This window comes from Paenibacillus sp. NPDC055715 (genome assembly GCF_053617595.1).
The window spans coordinates 407,973-431,265 of the sequence record NZ_JBSHGA010000002.1 but is presented as its reverse complement, the minus strand read 5'-3'; the positions used below and the strand labels follow the sequence as shown (position 1 = coordinate 431,265).

31 protein-coding genes, 1 tRNA gene and 4 pseudogenes are annotated in these 23,293 nt (G+C 44.2%); 11 read left to right on the top strand and 25 right to left on the bottom strand.

The features are described from left to right. Window positions 1–16 precede the first annotated feature (16 nt). Complete coding sequence (locus ACWGOO_RS06430) at window positions 17–454, bottom strand: NucA/NucB deoxyribonuclease domain-containing protein (RefSeq protein WP_452481946.1); 438 nt, start codon at window positions 452–454, stop codon at window positions 17–19. 452 nt (window positions 455–906) lie between these two features. Here ACWGOO_RS06430 and ACWGOO_RS06425 point away from each other — a divergent pair, with 452 nt between their 5' ends. Beyond that, window positions 907–1,209 (top strand): hypothetical protein, encoded by a 303-nt coding sequence (locus ACWGOO_RS06425; RefSeq protein WP_452481945.1) that lies wholly within the window; start codon window positions 907–909, stop codon window positions 1,207–1,209. 77 nt (window positions 1,210–1,286) lie between these two features. Here ACWGOO_RS06425 and ACWGOO_RS06420 read toward each other — a convergent pair whose 3' ends face one another. The 7 genes from ACWGOO_RS06420 to ACWGOO_RS06390 all read right to left on the bottom strand — a co-directional run bounded on the left by ACWGOO_RS06420 (window position 1,287) and on the right by ACWGOO_RS06390 (window position 6,425). Further along, window positions 1,287–3,173 (bottom strand): Ig-like domain-containing protein, encoded by a 1,887-nt coding sequence (locus tag ACWGOO_RS06420; protein WP_452481944.1) that lies wholly within the window; start codon window positions 3,171–3,173, stop codon window positions 1,287–1,289. A gap of 115 nt (window positions 3,174–3,288) precedes the next feature. Next, on the bottom strand, window positions 3,289–3,711 hold the full coding sequence (locus ACWGOO_RS06415; RefSeq protein WP_452481943.1) for a hypothetical protein: 423 nt from the start codon (window positions 3,709–3,711) through the stop codon (window positions 3,289–3,291). 16 nt (window positions 3,712–3,727) lie between these two features. Beyond that, window positions 3,728–4,396: a uracil-DNA glycosylase gene (locus ACWGOO_RS06410; RefSeq protein ID WP_452481942.1), complete on the bottom strand. Its 669-nt coding sequence runs from the start codon at window positions 4,394–4,396 to the stop codon at window positions 3,728–3,730. A 483-nt stretch (window positions 4,397–4,879) separates the two neighbouring features. Then, window positions 4,880–5,518: a LysR substrate-binding domain-containing protein gene (locus ACWGOO_RS06405; protein WP_452481941.1), complete on the bottom strand. Its 639-nt coding sequence runs from the start codon at window positions 5,516–5,518 to the stop codon at window positions 4,880–4,882. A gap of 96 nt (window positions 5,519–5,614) precedes the next feature. Next, window positions 5,615–6,181, bottom strand: a complete 567-nt coding sequence (locus ACWGOO_RS06400; RefSeq protein ID WP_452481940.1) for an IS3 family transposase — start codon at window positions 6,179–6,181, stop codon at window positions 5,615–5,617. After that, on the bottom strand, window positions 6,112–6,324 hold the full coding sequence (locus tag ACWGOO_RS06395; RefSeq protein ID WP_452481939.1) for a hypothetical protein: 213 nt from the start codon (window positions 6,322–6,324) through the stop codon (window positions 6,112–6,114). The genes ACWGOO_RS06400 and ACWGOO_RS06395 overlap by 70 nt, the downstream gene beginning before the upstream one ends. Beyond that, a complete protein-coding gene (locus ACWGOO_RS06390) occupies window positions 6,288–6,425 on the bottom strand; it encodes a hypothetical protein (protein WP_452481938.1) in 138 nt (45 codons plus the stop codon). The genes ACWGOO_RS06395 and ACWGOO_RS06390 overlap by 37 nt, the downstream gene beginning before the upstream one ends. A gap of 297 nt (window positions 6,426–6,722) precedes the next feature. On the opposite strand from ACWGOO_RS06390, the gene ACWGOO_RS06385 reads away from it, so the two are divergent. After that, the gene (locus ACWGOO_RS06385) at window positions 6,723–7,049 is read left to right on the top strand and encodes a hypothetical protein (RefSeq protein WP_452481937.1); all 327 of its coding nucleotides are present in this window, start codon (window positions 6,723–6,725) and stop codon (window positions 7,047–7,049) included. A 57-nt stretch (window positions 7,050–7,106) separates the two neighbouring features. Here the strand turns inward: ACWGOO_RS06385 and ACWGOO_RS06380 are convergent. The 5 genes and pseudogenes from ACWGOO_RS06380 to ACWGOO_RS06360 form a co-directional block, all read right to left on the bottom strand. Continuing rightward, window positions 7,107–7,366 (bottom strand): annotated as a pseudogene (locus tag ACWGOO_RS06380) (fibronectin type III domain-containing protein); the annotation flags it as partial. Between the two features lie 144 nt (window positions 7,367–7,510). Further along, window positions 7,511–7,693 (bottom strand): hypothetical protein, encoded by a 183-nt coding sequence (locus ACWGOO_RS06375; RefSeq protein WP_452481936.1) that lies wholly within the window; start codon window positions 7,691–7,693, stop codon window positions 7,511–7,513. 632 nt (window positions 7,694–8,325) lie between these two features. Further along, window positions 8,326–8,589 (bottom strand): annotated as a pseudogene (locus tag ACWGOO_RS06370) (NucA/NucB deoxyribonuclease domain-containing protein); the annotation flags it as partial. Next, on the bottom strand, window positions 8,579–9,361 hold the full coding sequence (locus ACWGOO_RS06365) for a tyrosine-type recombinase/integrase (RefSeq protein WP_452481935.1): 783 nt from the start codon (window positions 9,359–9,361) through the stop codon (window positions 8,579–8,581). The pseudogene ACWGOO_RS06370 and the gene ACWGOO_RS06365, both read right to left, overlap by 11 nt. A gap of 341 nt (window positions 9,362–9,702) precedes the next feature. Next, window positions 9,703–9,788, bottom strand: a tRNA-Leu gene (locus tag ACWGOO_RS06360). 247 nt (window positions 9,789–10,035) lie between these two features. Here ACWGOO_RS06360 and ACWGOO_RS06355 point away from each other — a divergent pair. Both ACWGOO_RS06355 and ACWGOO_RS06350 read left to right on the top strand, forming a co-directional pair. Further along, window positions 10,036–10,194, top strand: a complete 159-nt coding sequence (locus tag ACWGOO_RS06355) for a hypothetical protein (RefSeq protein ID WP_013371953.1) — start codon at window positions 10,036–10,038, stop codon at window positions 10,192–10,194. A gap of 134 nt (window positions 10,195–10,328) precedes the next feature. Continuing rightward, window positions 10,329–10,520, top strand: coding sequence for a hypothetical protein (locus ACWGOO_RS06350; RefSeq protein WP_452481934.1), 192 nt, complete (start codon window positions 10,329–10,331; stop codon window positions 10,518–10,520). Between the two features lie 77 nt (window positions 10,521–10,597). On the opposite strand, the gene ACWGOO_RS06345 is transcribed toward ACWGOO_RS06350, so the two are convergent. From ACWGOO_RS06345 to ACWGOO_RS06335, 3 genes are all read right to left on the bottom strand, one after another. After that, window positions 10,598–10,750, bottom strand: coding sequence for a hypothetical protein (locus ACWGOO_RS06345; protein WP_452481933.1), 153 nt, complete (start codon window positions 10,748–10,750; stop codon window positions 10,598–10,600). 94 nt (window positions 10,751–10,844) lie between these two features. Continuing rightward, window positions 10,845–11,174, bottom strand: a complete 330-nt coding sequence (locus tag ACWGOO_RS06340) for a YnfA family protein (protein ID WP_452482047.1) — start codon at window positions 11,172–11,174, stop codon at window positions 10,845–10,847. Window positions 11,175–11,229: 55 nt separating this feature from the next. Then, window positions 11,230–11,412, bottom strand: coding sequence for a hypothetical protein (locus tag ACWGOO_RS06335; protein WP_452481932.1), 183 nt, complete (start codon window positions 11,410–11,412; stop codon window positions 11,230–11,232). A 287-nt stretch (window positions 11,413–11,699) separates the two neighbouring features. On the opposite strand from ACWGOO_RS06335, the gene ACWGOO_RS06330 reads away from it, so the two are divergent. Beyond that, window positions 11,700–11,978 carry a hypothetical protein gene (locus ACWGOO_RS06330; protein WP_452481931.1) on the top strand — a complete coding sequence of 93 codons (279 nt, stop codon included), beginning with the start codon at window positions 11,700–11,702 and terminating at the stop codon, window positions 11,976–11,978. Between the two features lie 32 nt (window positions 11,979–12,010). Further along, window positions 12,011–12,757 (top strand): annotated as a pseudogene (locus tag ACWGOO_RS06325) (glycosyl hydrolase); the annotation flags it as partial. Between the two features lie 87 nt (window positions 12,758–12,844). Here ACWGOO_RS06325 and ACWGOO_RS06320 read toward each other — a convergent pair. The 3 genes from ACWGOO_RS06320 to ACWGOO_RS06310 form a co-directional block, all read right to left on the bottom strand. Continuing rightward, window positions 12,845–13,060, bottom strand: a complete 216-nt coding sequence (locus ACWGOO_RS06320) for a hypothetical protein (RefSeq protein WP_452481930.1) — start codon at window positions 13,058–13,060, stop codon at window positions 12,845–12,847. Between the two features lie 158 nt (window positions 13,061–13,218). Next, window positions 13,219–14,322, bottom strand: a complete 1,104-nt coding sequence (locus ACWGOO_RS06315) for a glycerol dehydrogenase (protein WP_452481929.1) — start codon at window positions 14,320–14,322, stop codon at window positions 13,219–13,221. A 133-nt stretch (window positions 14,323–14,455) separates the two neighbouring features. Further along, entirely contained in the window at window positions 14,456–15,004 is a 549-nt protein-coding gene (locus ACWGOO_RS06310; RefSeq protein ID WP_452481928.1) for a GNAT family N-acetyltransferase, read from the bottom strand. 353 nt (window positions 15,005–15,357) lie between these two features. Here ACWGOO_RS06310 and ACWGOO_RS06305 point away from each other — a divergent pair. After that, window positions 15,358–15,525, top strand: a pseudogene (locus tag ACWGOO_RS06305) (excalibur calcium-binding domain-containing protein); the annotation flags it as partial. Between the two features lie 110 nt (window positions 15,526–15,635). Here ACWGOO_RS06305 and ACWGOO_RS06300 read toward each other — a convergent pair. The 3 genes from ACWGOO_RS06300 to ACWGOO_RS06290 form a co-directional block, all read right to left on the bottom strand. Beyond that, a complete protein-coding gene (locus tag ACWGOO_RS06300) occupies window positions 15,636–16,199 on the bottom strand; it encodes a group II intron maturase-specific domain-containing protein (protein WP_452481927.1) in 564 nt (187 codons plus the stop codon). A gap of 88 nt (window positions 16,200–16,287) precedes the next feature. Next, window positions 16,288–16,431 (bottom strand): hypothetical protein, encoded by a 144-nt coding sequence (locus ACWGOO_RS06295; RefSeq protein ID WP_452481926.1) that lies wholly within the window; start codon window positions 16,429–16,431, stop codon window positions 16,288–16,290. A 191-nt stretch (window positions 16,432–16,622) separates the two neighbouring features. Beyond that, complete coding sequence (locus tag ACWGOO_RS06290) at window positions 16,623–17,276, bottom strand: cell wall hydrolase (RefSeq protein ID WP_452481925.1); 654 nt, start codon at window positions 17,274–17,276, stop codon at window positions 16,623–16,625. A 350-nt stretch (window positions 17,277–17,626) separates the two neighbouring features. On the opposite strand from ACWGOO_RS06290, the gene ACWGOO_RS06285 reads away from it, so the two are divergent. Together ACWGOO_RS06285 and ACWGOO_RS06280 are read left to right on the top strand one after the other, a co-directional pair. Continuing rightward, window positions 17,627–18,298, top strand: coding sequence for a cupin domain-containing protein (locus tag ACWGOO_RS06285; RefSeq protein ID WP_452481924.1), 672 nt, complete (start codon window positions 17,627–17,629; stop codon window positions 18,296–18,298). A gap of 107 nt (window positions 18,299–18,405) precedes the next feature. After that, on the top strand, window positions 18,406–18,636 hold the full coding sequence (locus ACWGOO_RS06280; protein WP_452481923.1) for a hypothetical protein: 231 nt from the start codon (window positions 18,406–18,408) through the stop codon (window positions 18,634–18,636). Window positions 18,637–18,837: 201 nt separating this feature from the next. Here the strand turns inward: ACWGOO_RS06280 and ACWGOO_RS06275 are convergent, their stop codons facing one another. Continuing rightward, window positions 18,838–18,960, bottom strand: coding sequence for a hypothetical protein (locus ACWGOO_RS06275; RefSeq protein WP_014282395.1), 123 nt, complete (start codon window positions 18,958–18,960; stop codon window positions 18,838–18,840). Window positions 18,961–19,130: 170 nt separating this feature from the next. Between ACWGOO_RS06275 and ACWGOO_RS06270 the strand changes: the two genes are divergently transcribed. Continuing rightward, the gene (locus ACWGOO_RS06270) at window positions 19,131–19,400 is read left to right on the top strand and encodes a YuzF family protein (RefSeq protein ID WP_452481922.1); all 270 of its coding nucleotides are present in this window, start codon (window positions 19,131–19,133) and stop codon (window positions 19,398–19,400) included. Window positions 19,401–19,473: 73 nt separating this feature from the next. Here ACWGOO_RS06270 and ACWGOO_RS06265 read toward each other — a convergent pair whose 3' ends face one another. Both ACWGOO_RS06265 and ACWGOO_RS06260 read right to left on the bottom strand, forming a co-directional pair. Continuing rightward, window positions 19,474–21,024, bottom strand: a complete 1,551-nt coding sequence (locus ACWGOO_RS06265) for a GH25 family lysozyme (RefSeq protein ID WP_452481921.1) — start codon at window positions 21,022–21,024, stop codon at window positions 19,474–19,476. Window positions 21,025–21,258: 234 nt separating this feature from the next. Further along, complete coding sequence (locus ACWGOO_RS06260; protein WP_452481920.1) at window positions 21,259–22,284, bottom strand: YeiH family protein; 1,026 nt, start codon at window positions 22,282–22,284, stop codon at window positions 21,259–21,261. A 117-nt stretch (window positions 22,285–22,401) separates the two neighbouring features. On the opposite strand from ACWGOO_RS06260, the gene ACWGOO_RS06255 reads away from it, so the two are divergent. Further along, window positions 22,402–23,289 (top strand): LysR family transcriptional regulator, encoded by an 888-nt coding sequence (locus tag ACWGOO_RS06255; RefSeq protein ID WP_452481919.1) that lies wholly within the window; start codon window positions 22,402–22,404, stop codon window positions 23,287–23,289. Window positions 23,290–23,293: the final 4 nt, after the last annotated feature.

Genomic DNA, 23,293 nt, shown 5'->3' with positions numbered 1-23,293 from the left:
ACGATCTCATAACATATTATTTGACGACAAATTTTACGCGAGTTCCATCCTCAAACTCATCCAGTTGGTGACTGACCCATGATCCAGCTCCCCGATTATCCTTAGGGGCTATGTATTTGATATTTGCACCTTCTCCACCTTCTGCACACAGTGCCATCGGCCATTCGTCACGATCGTATCCTTTACGAGTGGGAACTCCTGCAAGCGAATGCTTGCGATTTTGCTCGGCTCCTTCGCGGTCAATTGTGCATATGAATGATTTCCCCGCCTGAATGGCTTCCTTGATATGTTGCGCTGTTTCAGGATAACGACCTGACGGAAATTGCAGCGTAACCTGAGACGATGAAGGCGGATTCTCTCCTATCGTTTTCGTAAGAAGATTGCCACCTTCAAACCAATACACGCCAGCAGCTAGCAGCACTAGAGTTATAAAACTTAACAGCTTTTTCTTCAATTTCCCTCTTCCCTTCAAGCTATTCCAGTAGATGACCTTCAACCAAGGAAGTTCTCGAACTTTATTTTTCTGTAACCCGACTCAATGAGATATCCAGCGGACAAGCCCGAAGAAGGCACACCACAGGAGAAGACTGACCAATATTCCCCAAAATAAACCTTTAAAAAGCTTCATACCGCACTGACAACCTTTCCGACTGGGTTTTGCTCTAGTATAACATGTCAGAAAGACTGTTGTCGCAACATGCCCCGCATATAGCTTAATCATAAATATTTTAATTTTAAAACATAATAATCTGAAGATCCATTGGAATCATTGCGAAAATAAGTCGCATCCTCATCGGGAATGACAAGTATGATATAAAAAAGATCACATCTTAATCAAAATTTAATGAAAGTATTCCAAAAATGATGTATAATTATTGACATAATAAAACGTACGAGGTGATCATCTTGGCATTATTAAACAGAGTACAGGAGTTAAAATTGCAACTGCCTAACGAGCATCATAGCATTTCACAATACGTGGAGCATGCGCTGCATTCAATTGACAGTTTTGTTGAGCAACATCGTCAATTTATAGCCGCTCAGGCTTTGTATGGTGAAAAAATTAACGGCAAGGAAGAAAGACTGTTTCGAGATACAATTTTTGAAATTAAAGCTCAACTGGTGGCCACGCTGGAAAAGACGGTTGAAGACTTTTCTCATAAAGGCGACAAGCATTGGAAGAACCATTATCAGGACGGCGTAGAATAAGTTGAAAAATAACCCCCGGTCATTGGTCATTGACCGGGGGTTATTTTTGCATAAGCGAAATGTGCTATATATGAAGATTATTTTAACACTCTGACAGAGGTAGCTACAGTCTTACTGTTATAAACCACTTTAATGCTGGAATTTCCGTAAGCCAATGCCTTCACCTGGCCTCCGCTAACCTGTACGATAGAAGGCTTGGAAGAAGTCCATACCGCTGAACTTGTCACATTGGTAATTGTGCCTGTGTCATAAACTGCATTCACACTCAGCACTTGAGAGGAACCGTTAGGAAGCTTCAAGTTCTTGTTACTCAATACCAGCTTGAGCAGCTTAGGTGTAACCTTGACCTCAATGTTAAATGACTTATCCTGGTATGTGCCCGTAATCGTCGCTGTTCCACTCCCAACCGCTTTGATGGCTGAGCCTTCTACAATCGCCACGGAGGCATTGGATGTTGTCCATTTCACTTTGTTGCTGAGCGTAACCTTTTTATCATCTGTATATACACCAATGACTTTGACGGATTGACTCCCTTTCAAATTCATTTCAGCACTTGAAATGCTTGGCGTCAACGTAGAAATAGTTCCTTCCACGATGACAGGTACTTTCACATATTTATTCAAATATATGGCCTTAATACCAGAGTTACCGCCGCTTACTGCTTTTACCTTGCCATTTCCCACTGTTACTGCCGCAGTAGTAGCCTGCCAGCTTACCTGATTGGTGACATCGAGTGTTTCACCACCAGCCATTTGTGCTTTTACCGTGGGAACACTCACTTCTTGTCCCGCTACCAGCACATATTTTTTCTCGGAGGCGATCAGCTTTAGTACTTTGTATTGTACAGTTACCGGGATATCCAGCTTAATGGCACCCAATGTAGCTGTCAGTGTCGCGCTACCCGGGTTCACTGCAATCAGCTTGCCGTTTGCCATTTTGACGACACTTTCATTGCTTAGGCTCCATTTCACATCGGATTGTACTGCTTTTTTGGCTCCATTGACCAAGTAAGTAGATATACTCGGAAGAGTCGTTTTGCTGCCTGTTTCGAGAGATAAGCTTGCTTTGCTGGATACCAGCTTTTCAATGGTCGGCAATACGTTGACCTTCAGAGTCTTGCTCAAACCGTGATAGGACACCGTTATCACTGAATTCCCTGCGTCCAGCGGGCTGATTTTTCCTTGCCCCACTGTGGCAACCAGCGGATTGGAGGAAGTCCATTCTGCAGTACTGGTAACATCCATTTTACCTCCGGTAAGGTTCACATCAGTCGCATTGACCTGAATTGGTGAACTACCCAGGAAGACCGATTGAGAACTGGAGGGACTCAGTATCAATGCCTGGGAAGAGGAACGTACATACACGATCGTTTGTGCTTGGAGTTCATCTTTGCTTGCTTTAATGTAAGTCATGCCCTTGGCAAGAGGACGAACAAGACCATTTTCCACTGTAGCCACAGACGGATTCGTGGATGTCCATTCCACATCGGATACTTTTTCTGTACCGCCCGTCGCAAGCGTACCTTGGACAGTCAATTGCTTCGAATCTCCGCTAACCACCAGATTGATGGGATCAGATGGATCTATTTGCAGCTTGCTGTAAGGCGATTTAACCGTAATCATTGTACTTACCGTTTGCTGTTCATATGTGGCAACAACCTTAATCTGACCTTTGGAAACTGGAGTAATGAGCCCCTTATCTACCTTTAATATGCTTGGATTCCCAGAGATCCATACTGCATTTTGGGTAACATCCTCTTTGCCGGAATCCGTCACATACCACACTTTTAATTGAGCGGGGCTTCCACCCAGATTTAATATAGTCGGATTTTCACTATCCCACTTTACTGTAGAGGCAGTGCTCCCCTCCGCTTGGGTCAGACCTGCTGGCAATGCTGCAAATAAAAACATCAGCACAGCAAGTAAGAAGGTACTCCGTTTGCTTATACGTTTCATACGTTCCATTCGTTTCTCTCCCTTAGTTTCAACTCTATAGGATACAATCAACAACACCATTACTTTTATCGGTAAACAGCTACTTAATTTGAACCCTTGGAAAGAAAAAGGTGGATTATAACAGTTAATGTCCTCCGCGTAGCGACCTGACCACGAACAGATGACCTTCCTTGGACAAGGTTTGTCCATCATCCAGAATGACATCGTAGGTCGTGTGACTGGTCAATTTTGCGTTGCAGGCAATTAGCTGATCTTCTTTCCAAACGGTCACCGCCGATTGAAAAAGAATGGCATTATCAAACTGCAGTGGAACACTCATTACGTAACCGATAGAATTTAGCTTTGCCGGATGACGGCTTCTGCGTTCACGCCCAGGAGGGAGCATTGTAATATACGTAATATTTTCAAAAGGAATAGACAACATCTTCGGACCTAAAATAACGCACTTGTGCGTGTTATCCCATTTTTCAATCGTGCCGCGCACCTTTTGGGTATGACCGTTGTTGCCGTGATATAAAATGACCTGACGTCCCTTCCATTGACGCATGTCCTCACCTCCAGTGCTAGCGGTTAGGAATCTCCCACCGAATCGGTTCCATTCCATGCTCAATCAAAAATGCATTGGTTCGCGAAAAAGGCTTGCTGCCGAAAAAGCCCCTGTGAGCCGCCAAAGGACTCGGATGGCTCGATTTCAACACCAAATGCTTGCTCGTATTCACGAAGCTTGCTTTTTTCTGAGCATGGCTTCCCCACAAAATGAACACTACCGGCTGCTCACGTTCATTAATCGCCTCAATAACGGCATCCGTGAAACGTTCCCAGCCTATTCCCTGATGAGATTGCGGTTGTCCTTCACACACGGTCAGCACATTGTTCAGCAGCAGCACTCCCTGCTCTGCCCAAGGAACAAGGTAGCCCTGATTGGGAATGGGAGTGCCGATATCATCGCGCAACTCTTTATATATATTTTGCAGAGACGGCGGTGTACGCACACCTGATCTTACGGAAAAGCTCAAGCCGTGGGCTTGTCCCTCTCCATGATAGGGGTCCTGCCCCAATATAACCGCTTTGGTAAGATGATATGGTGTTAATTTGAGTGCGGAAAACAAATCTTCCTTTGAAGGGTAGACTTTATGTATCTTGTATTCGCGTGCTAATGTATACCTCAACTCATTGAAATAAGGCTTTTCTACCTCTTCCCGTAAAACTTCATCCCAATCATTACCAAACATAACTCACGTCTCCTCTCAATCTATGGTCCCGAAATGTTTAAGCGTTGTATTCACAAAAAAATAAGCTGGTCTCCCACATCCGGAGCCAGCTTATTTATTCGTTACCTGTGTTGCATGCCGAAGGACCAGGATAGAAACTATACGATAATCAGCTACCGTTGAATCTAAATTCGATTTCATTATTATAGCATTAACGATAATGGTGTCAAGTAACTGTAAGCCCAAATCCGCACGGTACCTCGTAAAAATCAAGGGGTTTCCATGCCCTGAAACAGCATATAGGTGAGCTCTTCCTTAGTCAGAGTTTTTGAAGGATTGATATCTTTTGAAATCTCTACGCCATTATAATGCGCGTGGATAAAAGCTTGCGGTATCCTTAACATGGGCGAACAGTCCACTGGCCTGTGGTGCCTTATTAAAATCAATAGCGGCCAAACTGAACTGAAATTCGGCCCTTGCTTTTACAAAGGCCTTTTTATTAAGTTACTCACTCGAACGATACAACTGACCCAACGCTTTTACAAACTCACGTGCTGCCGGGGTCGCTTCATCAAAAGAATGCGCGATAATTCCGATATCCCGTGTAATCCGGGGAATGATCTCCTTAACAATGAGTGAATGGGACACCGAGGAAAGCGTAAACTTCGATATAATGCCGATATCCAGCTTTTTTTGGACCATGTGGACTAAGGTTTTAGCCGTTTGTACCGTGAGACTCTCCTGAAAAGGAATTTGCTGCTCATGCAAGGTGTTTAATACAGCAGATTCATGTCCTCCTTTACAAAAGATAAGGTCGTTCCTGTTCTTTTCCAGAGAAACCTCATGCTCTGCTGGCAATGGATGATTCTCCGGTATGATGGCAACCATGGAATCGTGTTCAAGAATATGGACGTCATAATGATTGAAAGGAGAAGCTACTATTCCAATTTCAACTTTATGTTCGATCTCCTTCATTCGTCTGGCCAAACTTAGCATTTCTTTTCCCACTTCGGTCAGTACGAGTTCATTCTGCTTGTCGCGAATAAACAATTTTACCTGCAAAGTATTTTCAAATTGGATCAAAGCCTTGCTAACCGCAGGTTGGGAAATAAACAGTGCTTTGGCAGCCTCCGTCATATTCATTTTCTACTAATGATTCTTGCCTTCGTCGTTTCGTGGGTTGCCAAGGAACACGAGTTTTCTGCAAAAAGATATGAGTAGACTGGTCAAGACCCCATTTTATAGACAGAAGAAGCTCTCCATCGAGGCATTATCATAACAATTGCCTCGGCGAGACATGCTGATTCGGGCGCCACCTTTGGCAGCATGTCTTGATTCGCATGGGACATTCGTGATATCCGTGACTAATTTTTGATTTGGTTTGTCCGCCTTGAAATCCTGTTTTAGCAGATTTTTCGCCACACGACCTTCCGTAGAAGAAGCATAGTTGCAGCGATGCTGCCGACGAATCTGTGAGCGGATTCCCAAGACCTGCATGAACCGGAGTACCTTTTTATGGTTCATCCAGACTCCATGATCGTGCTGCAAAAATAGTTGGATTTGACGGTAGCCGTAGACCCCGTTATACTGCTCATACACTTTCTTCACAGGTGCTTTCGCGTCCCGATCTCGATCTGCTTCTCTCCGTTTTAAGAAGGCGTAATATCCACTTCTAGAGACCTTAAATAGCTTACAGAGTTCGCTAACTGGATACTCTTTAGCGATCTTCTCAATCGTTACATACTTGTGCGCCTCATCTCTTGCATCCAGATTACCAAACACTTTTTTAGCATATCGTTTTCCCAATTTAACTTTTGGACGTACCTGTCCTGGTCCATATATTCCTTCCGCCGTCCTCGCTGGTCCATAAGTCCGAATTCACCGAGTTCCTTGTACTTCCGCATCCATTCTTTCAACCGATGTCGATCTGCAATCCCGAACTTCTCCATGAGTTTACGATATGTCCAACTTTCTCGATATGAAGCCGTATGGCCTCTACTTGGATTTCAAACGTGTATCCTTTAAACTTCTGTCCTTTTTTCGCTAGCATAAAAATGCACCCCCTAGAACTTCATCGGATAAACCAAGGGTTTATTATAAGGGGTGTAATGATCTTTTGGTCACCATCCCAGCCCTCTATGATTACAATATAGAGCGTATATCGCTCTTGTTGTCCCCTTCTTCCCAGTGCCAACCTCAAACGGCAGGTCATTCACCGCATTGGTGCCAAGATGCCAAAGGCTGAGGATAGCTGCGAGTTCCCAAAAAACAGTTTTCAATAAAGCGTACAATCGCAGCACGTACATTTAAACTAATCAGAAAATTATCCAAGTAGGAGGAAATAACCATGGCATTTGAAGGTTATAGAGAAGACAAGCGAGGACATTGGTTTGACTGGCCATTCCCCTTGTCGGTATCAATACTGTATGTGGATGCGGATGTAGATCTAGATGAAACAGAAACGAAATGGTACCTCATTGACGAACAAGAAAAACACTTGATCCGAATTAGGGATGAAAATCAAATTGAACTGCTGCATCACTGCATGTATGGAGTCTTGTTAAATGACGAGAAGATCAATTGGATTATTGATAAAAATGGCAGTAGATTTACCTATCACGATAGTGTGCAAGATTTCATTAAATTCCAGAAAGAATACCTTGATACATTATAAGAGGCGTGAACAGTTAAAAGCTCTGCAGACCAATTAAGGTTAGCAGAGCTTTTCGGTTTATTTAGAGTATTCATGTACTTCAAATGTTAGGATACGATCAAACAGCATGTAGTCCTTGCGACTGCTGAATGGACCTTTATTGTTGTCATGCTTGTTAATAGCGTACGAAGCCGAACCAGATCCAGCCTGCCCTCATACCAGGTAATAAAGTCGTTTACTTCTTTCATGCTTAGATCGAATTCTTTCTCCAATCCAGTTGTCATGGTGACTACCAGGATTGCGCGATTACCTGAAGGTTGCTCAAGGTCAGTTTGATCGTCTCCCTCCTTGTGGAGTTGCAGATGCTTCATTGGGGTATTCTGAATCCACACCATTAACTTTAGCACTCACAACAAAGTAGTATTTCGTTCCATTAGTCAGGTTTGGTATTACAAAGTTGCCATATACATCTTTAGTAGCTGTTACCATTTCAGTGTACTTACCCGATTCTGTTCCGTATTTGACTGTATAGCTTTCAGCGTTTTGAACCGAATCCCATTTAAAGCAACCTGGCGATCACCACCAGAAGCTTCTAATTGCAATGGAATATTTTCACCTGCAAGCATTCCGCTCTTATCAATATCAATAGCATCAATCATTAACATGGCATCATCAAACGAAACTTCAACTTTGTGATATCCTAATGGAAGCCCATTTTTTCATAGTTAAGGATTATATATGTATCCGGCCCCTGTTGTCTGAAAACTTCTTCACTTCCGTCGATCTTAATTCTAACTACCTTTGCTTTGTTAGAGTATGTTTGTCCTATATATCTTAATTTAGTACCGTAAAAGGCAAAGCTCAGTTTTCCATTTTTAATGTCAGTTGTCTAACTATAATTATCTTTATAATGATTTCCTACTGCTGAAGGTCTTGCTTTCGTCCACCGTCCGGTATAGTGAAGGAACGGTGAAGTATCATCATATCTTTGCCATCCTTCTTCTCATCCAGCAAGCCTCTGCCCTACAGACGCGGCATACATATTTGAATTTAACAGGCTGACCGCCACAAGTAAAAAAGCCCCGAACAATATTCCTATTTTTTGATAAATCGCATATTCACTATTATTTCCCCATAAGTAATCTCTATTGAACAAATACTAAGGTAAATCATTCAACGAAACCTGTCTAAACATAAACTTACTAATCTATAAATATAATCTATATATTTGCATATTTATTTTTTATTGGATATAAAAAAGACTCTACCAGTCAAACACCAGTAGAGTCCCTCATTCTTACTTCACAATAAATCTTACTTTTGTGCCATCAGCATACTTATCTAATTGATGACTTACCCATGATTCAGCTCCTCGGTTATCACTATTTTATATCTGCACCTGAGCCACCCTCAGCACACACACATTGCCATCGGCCACTCGTCACGATCATTTCCTTTTTTGGGTCGGGACCCCTTTTAGTGACTTATCCCGGTTGCTGTCGGCTCCATCGCGGTCAATTGTACAAGAGTGTCCGGCTGTTATGGCCTCTTTAATGTTTTTCTTTCTTTTCTCTTTGTAGTCCATATATTTTCGTATTCCGTTTTGCTTTCGTACTCTTAAATAGCCGATCGACCGGACTCGCCTTCGCGTGTTCCGCTTTTAAATCATCGTTTACAAGCGCCACATAACGCCGTGTCATTTCCATCGTAGAGTGGCCGAGAGCCCGCTGCGTAGCAAAAGCGTTCGCCCTGTTACGTAAGAACTCCAACGCGAAAACATGTCGCAAATCATACGGTCGGATATGCGTCCCGATCTTTTTGCAGTAAATCTCCATCCGGTCACCCCACGTATGGCGGTTTAGTGGCCGTCCTTCATACGAGCAGAATATCGGAACGTCATCGCCCCACTCAGACACACGTACTGATATCAACTTGCGCATTGCCTTCGTTGTAGTCTCCGATATAGGAAGCGTCCGGGCAACGCGCCCTTTCGCCACCTTCGCAGGTACGTAAACTTTCCGCAAAGATGCGTTAAAATCCTGCGGTATTAGCTTCGTACCCTCCGACGGACGTATACCGGCATCGAGCATTAGAAGGATAAGCATGTAATCACACAGGCCGACAAACGTGCTTTGATTAGGCGCGGCCAACAACGCATTTAACACGTCGACTTCGACCGACACCGCCCTATTCTCCGTCTTGCGTTTCTTCATAGTTGCGAGCGGGTTTGCGGATAGCTCGCCCTCATTTACGCAATATTTAAAGAATGTACGCAAATAGACAAGTCGATTGTTAAACGTTGGTGACGCGATGTCCTCCGCCAAGTGCTCCATTACCGCGTCCCTCAATGCCTGTTCCGAGTCCCACGCGTTGGGAAACCGCTTGAATAGCAGCTTAACGGTTCGATCGTAGTCACTTAGCGTGAACTCGCCTACCCCGTCCTCCAGTTTCTTATACGCCTGAAACTCCGTTAGTAACTGGCGCCAGTCCGTCCGGTTATCTGCGCCCGGTTTTATACTTCGTAATCTTGCTAAAACAAAAACGCCTCCTCCGCATATTAACGGTGAGGCGCTTCGTCGATCTTGTGTATCTAAAACGGAATACTCCGCAGGTACACAGGACCTCTCGTTATTTTCGTCTATTTAACGCTGATGTGATCGTGATAAATCAAGGATGCCGAGGACCGGGATCGAACCGGTACGGTAGTCACCTACCGCAGGATTTTAAGTCCTGTGCGTCTGCCAATTCCGCCACCCCGGCATAAATTCAGAAACGCTATTTTCATACTTACTTATCTTGCAAGTAACGGAGAAACATCCAGCTCATGTACAAAATGGCTCTCGCTATGTAAATACCGTTTCAATGGGTACCAACATATAGTACGACAATTTCATCAAGTTGTAAAGTATTTTTTTCTGAAATAATAAAATTTCTTTTCTGCATAACTTGGGCGCATTTGAATTACACTAACAAACGTCTTTCCAAACTACCAGAAGGGGTGTTACGAATGCGTGAAGGTATGATTCCAACTGTTCTTGGAACGGTAGTATCGGCTTCAGGCGCTGTGTTGCTGAGCAGTAAGTACAAGCTTGCGGCTACAGGCATTCTAGGTTTCGGACTGGCTCATGTTGTTCTGGGAGCGATTGATCTGATTGAGCATCGCTAGTCGTTTGGGAAGTGCCGGGCGGGAGCTACTTCCTCCCCGGCTTTATTATTATAGCCGCTTTAGCCGCCTTGAGCGTTAATGTTTATATAAAGCATACAGTATGCTTGCACTCGTAAAGGAGCGTGTGATGTATTATGAAAGAAAACATTTGGCAAGAAAAGAATCGCACCGTCGATCAGGTCGAACATGAACAGTCGTTAGATCAGCGCGAGCCAGGTTTTAATCGTATCCCTAACCTCGATGCCGACACTCCTGCTGCTACAGATTTGTTTGATGAAGCTGTGGGCCGTGGCCTGAACAAACTGCGTAACGATTTTACAGATTAAAGCATGGATCATAAGGCACGGGTTACTCAAACAACAACATTGGACCAAGCAACCTTATAAACAGTTATTTCTAGAGATTACTTGAAAATAAGCATAAACCAGCCAATAATCGAAACCCAAAGCACAATACTAATCAGGATTCCCCACACGATGCCCACTGAGAAATTCCCTTCGCTCTTCGGTACAGCATGACCAAATTTTAATCTAAGCTTCATTTGATTCCGGTTCATAGAACCCCCTCCTTAAGTTCTATTTCGGAATATGAAGCTCATTTATGTAGATCAATAGTCATGTTTTCTAAAAATAAAAAAAGGGCTTTTTGTCCTATCCTCCAGTCCGGGGAAAGAGTATTACTGCTATTCCGACCAAACAAATCAATCCACCCACGATATCGTACAAATCAGGTGCCTTTTTATCAATCCACCATCCCCATGCAATGGAAAGGACAATAAAGACACCTCCGTATGCTGCATACACACGCCCAAAAGAGGAGAAAACCTGAAATGTTGCAATGACTCCGTAGACAGCCAAAATCACCCCGCCGCAAAGTCCGACATACCATGTCTTCCCTTCACGCAGCCACTGCCAGACCAAGTACCCTCCCCCAATTTCGGCTATGCCAGCCAGAATAAAAAGTAACGCTGCCTTTAACACCATTTCACATCCCTATTCTGCTAATCTTCTCGGCTTTATTTCTCAGATGCCATCCTTAGAGCACTCGACCTAAAATAATAATCAACGCAATCGCGCCAACCAGAACAAGCAGATTGCTGACCTGACGCCATAAGCCAGAGTCTCCCTCAGAGTGAAGATTCCACTGGTTCGCATCAAAATTCGGTTTGGCTCCTTCAGCATCTACAGGGCTAGAAAACGGTCGGTTATCTTCATTCATGTGAATGGCCTCCTTATCCATACCACCTTAATGATATCAAACTTTCCCACTGAATATAGCGTACGATGGCGAATCAAGGCAGAGCAGGTCTTTTGACACCTTTTATTGCAGGACGGTAGTTATGGTATAATTTAGCCAACTTAATTATGATTGTAACTAGATTATAACTACTTACTTACCTGTATTGAATTCACATCTATGAATCCGCATCCATGAATCCGCATCCATGAATCCGCATCCCAGTTACAACCTGCATATTCTGATTGTAATTTAGGAGGAGGATACCGATGTCCCCAATCTTTCTAGCTACTTTAATGTTAACGGGCATATTTTCACTTCAAGCAGCCATCGTTCTGGGCATCATACACTGGATTTCCAAACGCAGCCGCCGTCCAGCGCAAACCAAAATGGTTCTTACCATGGGTTTGCTTGTGTTGATTTTCAGCTTCCTTCTGGTAGAAGACTGGATGTATTCACAGGAACCGAACTTGTTGTTCTACTTTAGTTTTCTAATAATCCTCATTAGCGCATGTAACCAACTGAGAAAAAGCAAAGAAAAAATGTAATTTCATCATGATGTCATCAAAGGAGGAGCGCCATGAAATCTTACTCAATACGCTTTTGGTTGCAAAGGGTGCTACTGCTACTATGTGCCGGAGAGTACGCTAATCTCCGGGCAGCATGATGATTTGGAGGCACCGGATGAACAAAATAACAAGCTACAACAAATCAGCGGACAATATGCAGAACTCCATGGCTATGAGTTTGGAGAATTAACCAATCAGTCCCACGCAGCCTTACAAGAGCAACGTCAGCGTGTTGTGGATAGTGCTATCCAGTGGAGCCAGTCTGGCGGGATGATAGCTATTACCTTTCATCAGGCGTTGCTAGGTAAACGAAAACGTGGAAAAACGTGCAAAACAACCTCAGTCAGGCGGAATTTAATCGTTACATCACACCGGATACCCCGCAATATCGACAGTTGGTTGCCGATCTTGATGAGGTTGCACTCTCCCTCAAAACCTTACAAGATGCAGATGTGCCTGTTTTGTGGAGGCCCTATCATGAAATGAACGGCAACTGGTTCTAGTGGGGAAACCAACAAAATTACACCCAGCTCTGGAATGTGATGTATGACCGTTTCGTTAATGTTCACCATCTGAATAACCTATTATGGGTATGGACTCCGAATGCACCGAACGCATACAGCACACCGTACAGTCGAACTTTTCCGGGTATAAACAGAGAGGATATTCTCGCAGCTGATATTTACAACAATGATTACAATTCCTCATATTACACCGGACTGCTCAAGCTTGCACAAGGCAAGCCAATCGGAATGGGGGGAGGTCTGCGCTGAAATATCAAAAGCTTCAACTTCGCTCTATGAGTGAAATTGAAGCTTTTTTTGGGTCTAACCAAGCCAAGTGCTTTAACTATTTCTCATCACTTCTTCCAGATCAATATCGGCGTACGCCTCTTCACCAAGATGCACAGATACAATGGTATAAATTCGCTTGGTCAGTCTCGACATCAGTCGATCTCCCGGCGCTACTGAATATTCTTCCCGATAATCTCCAATTTTGTGAAAACCGCTGGACATATGGATGTACAAGCTGCCTCTTCGTGTTTTACCATGTACCAACATCAAATCTCCTCCTGCTGTAACCATTCCTAATTTCATCTGTTACATGTATATCGGTCAGAATAAGATATGATATAAGTCCGCGTTTAAACCAAACGGGCCTGCCAGTAATATGACAGACCCGTTTTTGCAAAAGAGATTTTCGTTCTTTAGGGTAAAAACTATCCTTGATAGGATTCTGCAATCGCATTCGCCGCAATGATAGCGTTGTACACGTCAGCAGGACTGACCGGAAACGGCATATTGACCATTGTGTCATTCGATGCACAGGCAGCTTCAGCTACTTGGCGCCATTCAGCCTCAACAAATTCCTCTACTCCCAGATCACGAAGCGTCAATGGAAGGCCTACGTCCTTAACCAATTTGATGACCGTTTCAAGTTCCTCTTTCGGTGCATTTTCCAGTACCAGCTGAGTTAGCAAGCCGAATGTGACCTTCTCGCCATGCTGTGCTTTATGCAGTGAAGGAACAGCCGTCATGCCATTATGAATCGCATGCGCTGCTGCCAAACCGCCTGATTCCGCACCAACACCACTCAGATAAATTGTCGCTTCAATGGTATCCTCCACCGCACGAGTGTATACTTTACGATCCACCGCGAGCTTGGCTTTCACGGCGTTTTCCAGCAACATATCATAACAGAGACGGGCAAGCCCTAACCCTGTGGTGGAAGGCTTGTTCAGCACCAAGTTGTCTCCGTTGGACTGATAACAAGCCCGCGCTTCAAAATAAGTAGCCAGTGCATCGCCGATGCCAGCTGCAAAGAAGCGTGCAGGCGCCGATGCCAGAATGCCCGTATCTGCAAGTACAACGTCGGGATTGGTTGGCAGGAACAAATACTCATCAAAGGAGCCGTCTTTCTTGTAGATGACCGCAAGGGCTGTACAAGGGGCATCCGTAGAAGCAATCGTCGGGAAAATAACGACAGGCAGCTTTTCATAGTAAGCCGTTGCCTTAGCGGTATCCAGCGTTTTCCCGCCGCCGATTCCTATAATGATGTTAGCGCCATGCTTACGCACCAATTCCCGGTTACGCTCAATTTCTTCTTTAGTACATTCATATTGGAATTTCTCGAAAATCGCCTGATTGCCAGCCTCTTCAATAGAAACGCCAGCCTCTTTTTGGGCCCTTTCGAGTATAAACTCATCACAAATAATAAAGGCTTTATCGCCATAATCCTTAATGTAGTCATTTAACGACGAGAGCAGATTCTGGCCAGAAATAAATTTTTTGGGTGAAGTAACGGATCTTACAACATTTGTCATGTAAATTCCTCCTCAGCTTTGACTCACACCGAAAACACTATGTATCTCAGTATGTGACAACTTAACTATAAACCTCTTTTGCCCCTGTTAAAAGACTGTTTATGGAATAATTTATGAACAAATTGTGTATTCATCAAGCTTTAACGCTTTCATTCCATTCGGAATACAGCATCCCCATCATAATACGGTCGTAACTGTTGCCATCACGAAGAACAGCCGAACGAACCCTGCCCTCAAGCTGAAAACCCGCCTTTTCGTAGGTTCGAATGGCCTGTTCATTATACTCAATAACATCCAGACCGACCCGATTCAAATTTAGTTCGTAAAAAGCATAACGAAGGATGAGACGCACCGCTTCTGCCCCGTATCCCTTCCCACGGTAGTCCGTATTACCTATGCCAATCGCCAGCTGACCGATCCGATTATTCCACTCAATCCCGTGAATGGCAACAAATCCGATCAGGACATCATCTGCCAACGTTCTCAACCGGAAATAAACTTCATTCGAACTGGGTGAACCTTCCGATTCCATTTGCTTCAGCGTATAAGGAAGTGCCAGGTCCGTATCCACATTTCGCAGGTACTCCGCATCCTCTCCCCATCTGAACATCGTCTCGGCATCTTCTTCCCTAACAGCGGCTAGTTTAATCCGATCCCCGTAAAATAAATTTTCGATTGTCATGATTCTTCATCTCCTGTTTGTGTTGTCCCATTTTTCCGCTTCCAGCTATCATGCTATTAAACGTCCGCAATATAAGCCCCCCTCAGGAATTCAATGTATAAACTTTACAAAACAATCGAACAAAACACAAACAAATAGCCATAAACTATCCGCTCATCCTTTTTTATAGAAAAATATTCCTGATTCTGATAGACTATAACTAGTCTAATCCCCTACATATTTGTATAAAGGACCCAGACTATAGTCATGAACAGAAAGGAAGAATAAGGATGAACAAACAATCCAAAATCGTCTCCATCGCACTGGCATCGGCTCTAGTATTCAGCGTTTCTTTTCAATTCGCCCCCACCGCGGAGGCCAAAAAATCAAAAAAATCCTATAAATCAGCTACGCAAAGTTCCGTCTATTACAAAAACTGTACAGCTGTTAAAAAGGCAGGTGAGGCACCTCTCTACAAAGATGATCCCGGCTACCGCTCAGCACTCGACCGTGATCATGACGGAATTGCCTGCGAAAAATAATCTCTCATTACATTTGAATGAGTATAATCGAGTGGGAGGCTGCCCATTAGTTGAGCAGCCGACCTCTCACACCACCGTACGTACCGTTCGGTATACGGCGGTTCAACCGTTTAAGTACAATTGAGAAGACGCTCGTATTGTGCAGGAAAATCATAATATCCTGCCTGTACGAGCTTTTCGTTTGTAACAGAGCGATGCCGTATCGCGCTTCCGTCAATACGCCAGTAGCCTAAACGGGTATTTCCCCATTGGTAAGCCTGCCACTCCGATACTCCCAGCTTTTGCAGATTCTGCACCTTCATTCTCGGCTTCTTCCATCGCTTCCAGATGTACATGCGCATCCGCCTTCGCATCCATTCATTCCAGCTTTGCAGGATTCGTTTCATGTCGGCTACATAGAAATAGCCGATCCAGCCACGAATGTAGACCTTCACGTTCTCCATGACCTGCCGAGCATTCCTGCCTTGACTCCGGCTCGTCAGTTCTTTCAGCTTCTTCTTGGCCTTGACGAGCGATTGGGGATGTACGCGGATGTACACGCCACTTCCGTTCTTTCCTAAGGCAAAGCCAAGGAATTTGAAGTGTTTCTGCGCTACGACGCTAACGACCTTGCTCTTCTGTGCGCTCCAGAAATAACCGCACAAGCGGCATCCCCATAATTCGCATAAGTACATCGTCAAACCGATCTCGTCCGGGCTATCCCAAAAATCACTTTGGCAAACCCGGTTTCTTTATACCGTACAAAAGAACCTTTCAGTTTTTCTAATTCCCCCTGAATAGAGAAATCTTGGATACATATTCCTTGGCAAAGCTATCATACTTAGCCTGGTTAAACACACCATTCACCGCCATATGTACCGTTTTAATCGTTTGATCGACCTCGATGCTGTAAGGATTTTGACTCATTTCAGTAAGACTCCTTTGATTTCATATTTTTGTCTATCAATATTACAGGAAAAATATTCATAATTATTAATATTAAATTAGATAAATCGGCACTAATATATTACAGATTTGTGAATGTTCAAAAAAACCGCCACTGCTCCTGACTACAGGAAGCAACTGGCGGCTGACGAGTTACGTGTTCTTATGTTGAATTAATTTGTAAACGTATGGCGACCGAGTGAGATGACAGCCGGACGGCTCTTGCTCCACTTGGCTGTGGCAATGGCCGGATTATAATAAAATAGGGAACCGTTCGTCGGATCGACACCATTAAGAGCCTGTCTTGCCGCACGATACGCGCTCTTGTTCGGTTTCAGGCGGTATTGACCATCCTGTACAGCGGTGAACTGGCCTGGCTGCAAAATAACGTCCGGAATCGAGCTCGGAAATTCATTGGACTGCACACGGTTTAATACGACCGCGCCCACGGCTACCTGCCCTTGAAAAGATTCCCCGCGTGCCTCGGCATAAATAATCCGGGCCAGCTGCTCCAGGGCGGTTAAACGCACCTTACCGAAGGAATTCAGCTTGGCTTGCGTTGCCGCTCCGGCTACACCGTCGGGTGTAAGGCCATAGTCCCGTTGGAAACGGGCAACCGCTTTACCGGTCAAAGAGCCGTAATACCCGGTAAAACCGGCTTTAAAATAACCAAGCGAATGAAGCTGCTGTTGAAGCTTCAGCACCTGCTCACTCTGAGCTCCATTCGTCAGCGTTGACGATTGCGCTTGTACTTGTCCTGACGCAACCAACAACACAGCGCCCAGCATACATGCGCAGGACAGGACCAACATAGAACATTTTTTCATATTCCAGACAACCTCCTCTTTCTTGTTCTGTCCGGCACAACCATTCCGGCCTGTACAACTCAGGGGCGTTTATCCGATGATGTTTCTTCTGCTATAGCTTATGCCAAGCTACGGAAATGACGCGTTGCTACATACGGAATCGGACAAAGATGCTCTCATACGTCCGTTGCAGTATACCACAAGCCGCATTTACGTATCATCCGGCTCTGGTCCTATGACTGCGCATACAAATTAACGACAGCCGTAACGGACTGGCGCGTGCCCCTATCCCTTGCACACAACATTGGGCGGATGCATAGGGTAGCTGTACGATCATCAAATTTTGAATAGCAGAAAGGCAGGAACGACGCGTGGATTCATATATGGATTACTCCTCTCCCTCCGCACAATTTACTTATGATTTAAAAGACAATGTTTTGTTTCAAAAGGATGCTCACAACTCCATTAACGAGCTTTCGGTCCAGCAATTAAATACGTTAGTAAATACATCGCTGCTGGATATTCGCCTGAGCACAGCCAACGTCATAGAGCCTCACTACCACCAAAATGCCACAGAGCTGGTATACTGCATATCTGGCTCGGTGACCGTGTCACTGATTAACCCGTTTACCCGCGAGTTACGGCATTTTCCGATCACACCTGGTCAAGTGGTTAATGTTCCCCAGGGATGGTGGCACTACGAGGTCGCCACAATGGATGATACTCATTTGTTAGCGATTTTTAATGCCCCCATCCCCGAATTCATTCTCGGCTCCGACATTTTGCGGTTAACGCCAGGCAATATTCTGGCTCATACCTACTGCCTGAATGAGAATAAGATTCAGGAAGCGCTCGCTCCTATCAAAAAGCCTGTGATTATCGGTCCGTCCAATGACTGCAAGCAACAGCAGGCCAAAAAACCGGGAATACATGTGAGACTTGCCGATACTTCCCCGCACCAGCAACCAGCCCCAGAAAAAAGCTATGCCCCTACAGCCGGATATCCCGGCTTCGCCTTTAACCCTTATCATGAATGGACCTGACCCTGATATGATCATAAATCCGTAGGAATGCCCGCTCCCTGTATATTAGCCGTTACCATTACATCATTCCTCTCATAGAATGCGAATGTACAAGAGGGGGTGATTGAATGGACGCTTATTACAACTGCTTGGGCTGTATGAACAGAAGGGTACGTATTTTGACTATGGACGGACAATATCACGAAGGAACCATCATAAAGGTGGATCCCAATAACGTGTACTTAAAAAGAGAATCAAACGGGCGTGTTCAGACGTCTGCTTTTTATCCTGGCTATGGATATAGCAATCAAATCTTAACCTTGAGCCTGTTCACCCTGTTGGCGATTGCTTTAATTTAAGTCCACTGCACCCATCAAGCCCTGTCTTACCAAACCATGACACCTCTTATGACAACTACCACCCCCGACACTCATCCGTTAGGGAGTGGTAGCTGCTATTTTGGGGGTTTTACAATACAAACAAGTCATTTGAATCTCCTAAAACGCTTAAAATCCCCACCAGCTATACACCGGTGAGGGATTTAATACGCTCATTTCAATTTAGATCCATAAAGACTTGGTGATGATGACCAGCAGAATGAACAGTACCAGGATAGCCCCTGTCGATGTCCAACCTCCGTAGCCTCCAACTTGACCGCCACAACCTCTTTCGCATTCACCCATGGATAAGTTCCTCCTTCATTCCAAGGTACATCATAGCTTATGTAGAGAGGTTTCCTATGGACCGGGCTTATCGGCAATGAAATGATTCACTCCGTCGACTGGGCATCCGCCTGCACCCTTTCTGGGCAGGAGCATAAGATATCACAATTAATCCTGAAGGAGTGAAGCAATTGAATCCGAACCAAGCGCTCAATTATAGTACGAATCAACCTTTTCCCCCTCACCACCATACCCCGCATCATATCATGGTAACTCCCGTAGACCCGTATGTCGTAGAAACATTAAAATCGGTCATTGGCAAATATGTTGTATTGGAGACCACACGCGGTAGAATTGACGGATGTGTAGTGGACTGTAAACCTGATCATGTCATTTTGGATGTGTACGGAAAGAAATTCTTTGTCCGGATCTGCGAAATCGTATGGATTATGCCCAACTAGACGATTAGACACCAAAAATCCTCGCCGATCCTATACAGGATTCGCGAGGATTTATGATCGTCACAAGCTTCTGCTATTCAAAATCTCCTGCCAGCGAAGAACGGAGTTGATCTATCGTTCCATTGAATTCATTCAAATCCACATTACCACGGATACCCGGAACACTGCCTGTGCTACTGTACTGCCAGGCCCACCAGTTGTTCCAGGCTGGAACTGCAGTCGGCTTTTGAGTAGTGCTGTATCTGGCTACCCACAGTTTATACATCGAAAATGTAGGATCAAACTTGGAAGCAAAAACATTTCCCGTGTACACGATCGGCAGGCGTCCAGTAAGCTTCTCCGTTTCATCCAAAAATGCATGAGCCACTTCACTAATTTGTGCAGGAGTAAGACCTTTTGGGTTATTTTCATAATCCAGCACTGGTGGCAGATCTAGCCTGCCCCCTGCTGATTCTATAGCCCTGGCAAAATTAGCAGCTTCCTGACGAGCGCCATCCGTAGTTGTCGCGTTCAAAAAGTGATAAGCGCCGACCAGTATGTTGGCATCCCTCGCTCCCTGAACATTTGCTAAAAATAGATTGTCTTGATATGTTTTCCCTTCGGTAGCTTTAATAAAAGCGAAGGTCTTACCTGCTGCCGCCACTTGTTGCCAATCGATATTTCCATTATAGTGGGAAACATCAATCCCCTGAGCATGTCCGTCGGAAGCAATGGAAGGATCAGTTGGCGTAATAGCTGTAACAGGCTCGGTAGGTACTGCCTCCTCTGTTTTCTGATCCAATGCTATAACAACCTTACCGTCATTTGAATTTAGTACATGATAAGGTGTGCTGTTATTTAGATCAACTACAATACGTACTGAAGCGGGGTTTGTACTAAATATAGAGTATCTGACTTGTGAAACATCCGGATCATCTGTAACTGGAAAAGTTCCTTGTCCGCCTTTATCAAAAGATTGCGATGATAGAAAATCCCCAGAAAACTTTGAATCAGGTATGTCTACAACAATACGGTCTGCGTGAGTTAACGTAGCTACTTTGGGACTTACTTTTCCATTCACCGCAATGGTTAATTGGTGATTAGTGAAGCTAATTTGGTTAATAGCCGCACGTGCACTCTCTTCTGCATCAGTAACAGTCTGAGTGCTAGAATTCCCGAGGGAAGACTCGCTATTCCCGCTTGAAGTAGATGGAGTAGTCAAGAACACTGTTTTAAGCTTGCTGTTCCAGGTCACATCAATCCCCGACTGCTCAGATACAAAGCGAAGCGGAACATAAGTTGTCCCTCCTGTAAGCAATGGAGCTACTGCTAACCCCATTTGATTACCGTTAACAGAGGCAATGGGATTGTTAATCTGAAGACTGAGATTCTGATTCTTATTTTGATTTTGTATCGTTACAGTACCTGTATTAGATTCCCAATTGACCTTATAACCTAATTCCTCCACAATGAGACGAAGTGGGACCAACACATTACCCTTTATTTCTTGAATCTGAACTCCCTTTGCAACACTTATATCTTTACCGTTCAACTGAATATGTGAACTTGAAGATGCGGCGTGACTTTCTTCTGAAAATACGAGTAGAAACAGAACTAAAAAAGCAAACCAACGAATGTTCTTCATATGTACCCTACCATTCTCTAAATTTTCGCTTATGATCTTACAATCTTTGATCCTCAGAACCTTTTATTTTGTATAGACGCGAACAATATGTAGAAGTTACGATTAGTCTAGCACATATTTCAAACTTACTCATTTACTGTACAAAAAAACTCTGCCAGCTATACAGCAAGCAGAGTCCTTTCGGGTTTTTACTAACATTTTCAACGCATACAAATGAAGATTACTCCTCTTAATTCAAACGGTTAAAAAGGTTAAACCTACAAGCATGACTGAAGTGATAGACAGCACCAGTAAGGGAAGCAGCGCTTTCTCTCGTAAAGCCTTAAAGCTTACATTCAGCCCCATGCCTACCATAGCCATCGTGAGCATAAATGAAGTAACTTGGGAAAGTTCGTTCATCAGACTGGAAGGAACTACAATATATTTCCCAAAAACATAGCTGCCCAAAATACTTGTAGCGATAAAGCCAATGAGGAACCACGGGAATTCTACTTTTGCATCTGGGCGGAGCTTCCCCGTGCGTTTCATCCAGTACATTAAAATAAAGCTAAGCGGTATTAGTAAAAAGACACGCCCCAGTTTGGCTAATAGACCCATCGCAAGAGCATCCTGTCCGGCAGGCGCCGCAGCTAAGGCCACATGTGCAATTTCATGCAGGCTGCTTCCCGACCAAATTCCATATTGTATATCCGTCAAAGGAATCCAGGGGCGAAGCACTGTAAACAAAATGGAAAATACCGTTCCAACCAAGGCGATTAATCCAACTCCAATGGCCGTATCCTCATCTTTGGATTTCAGCAGGGGAGAAACAGCCGCAATTGCTGCTGCACCGCAAACTCCTGTTCCAATACCGAGAAGAAGCGAAAGCGAAGCATCTGCCTTGAATCGTTTGGCCAGCCCAATCGTAAACAAGATAGAAAATACAACAGTGCCTACATCACGCAAGAGCAAACCCAGGCCTTGATGAATGACAACATTCATATTGAGCTTTAGCCCGTAGAGCACAATAGCTCCTCGCAGCAGTTTTTTAGCCGAAAATTCAACCCCCGGGCGTACAGCTTCAGGATACCCCCACAATTGTCGGTACAAGACAGCGAGAAACATGGCGCAAGCCAATGGACCGACATAATGAAGGCCTGGCAATTCGTTCAGAACGTATCCTGCAAACGCGAATATCATCGTTAGCACGATGCCTAATACACATTGGATAAATCGCCCCCTGTTAGATGATAATTTGATGTGTTTTGTATGACTGTTCATGGTGACTCCCTCCAATTCTACATGCTCCAGCTTAATCTTTTTTTTGTCACAAGAAAAATAAATCATTATAATAATTATGATAAGTAATCAGATATGATAGACTTGGAGGAATGGGCTTTGGATCAATCTTTAATCGTATTTGTTATGGTCGCGGAGAAACAAAACTTCACACGAGCTGCTGAAGTATTGCACATGACCCAGCCTGCTGTAAGTCAGTATATTCAAACGCTGGAGCGTACCGTAGGAGCCAGGCTTTTAGAGCGAAGTAATAAATATGTGCGTTTAACCAAAGCTGGTGAAATTGTATATCATCATGCCAAGGAAATCATCCGCCTCCACACCCGAATGCAGTATTTGGTGGACGAGTTGATGAATACGGCAAAAGGCAATCTGTCCATTGGCGCAAGCTATACGTACGGAGAGTACGTACTTCCTCATGTGATTGCGCAAATGAGAAGCCAATATCCGTTCATTCAACCCTCCATTAGCATCGGCAACACTCAGGAAATTGAAGGATTGGTGATTAGTAATCAACTGGATGTGGGAATTATTGAAGGAGAATTTCAGCATGACCATTTGTATATTGAACCGTTTGCAGAAGATGAAATGTTTATCGTCGTTCCACATCATCATCGTTTGGCTAGTACATCTCAAGTGGGTTTAAGTGAGCTACAAGAGGAGATATGGATTCTGCGCGAAGAAGGCTCTGGAACCCGGGAAGCGGCGGAAAAGATGTTTGCACGATTTCAGTTTGTACCTGCTCAAATTATGGATTTTGGCAGCACCCAGATTATCAAAGAGTCTGTAGAAGCAGGCTTGGGCATTTCTTTGCTGTCACAGTGGACGATTCAAAAGGAACTCAACTTGGGCACTTTAAAAGTGTTGGATATAAGCGGCTTCCCGGTCGTTCGGAAATTCTCTTTTATAACCCCTTCAGAGGTATTTGAAACGAAAGCGGCCACCGTTTTTTTGGATATTTTGCGAGGTTATAACGTGAAAAGGTAAAATA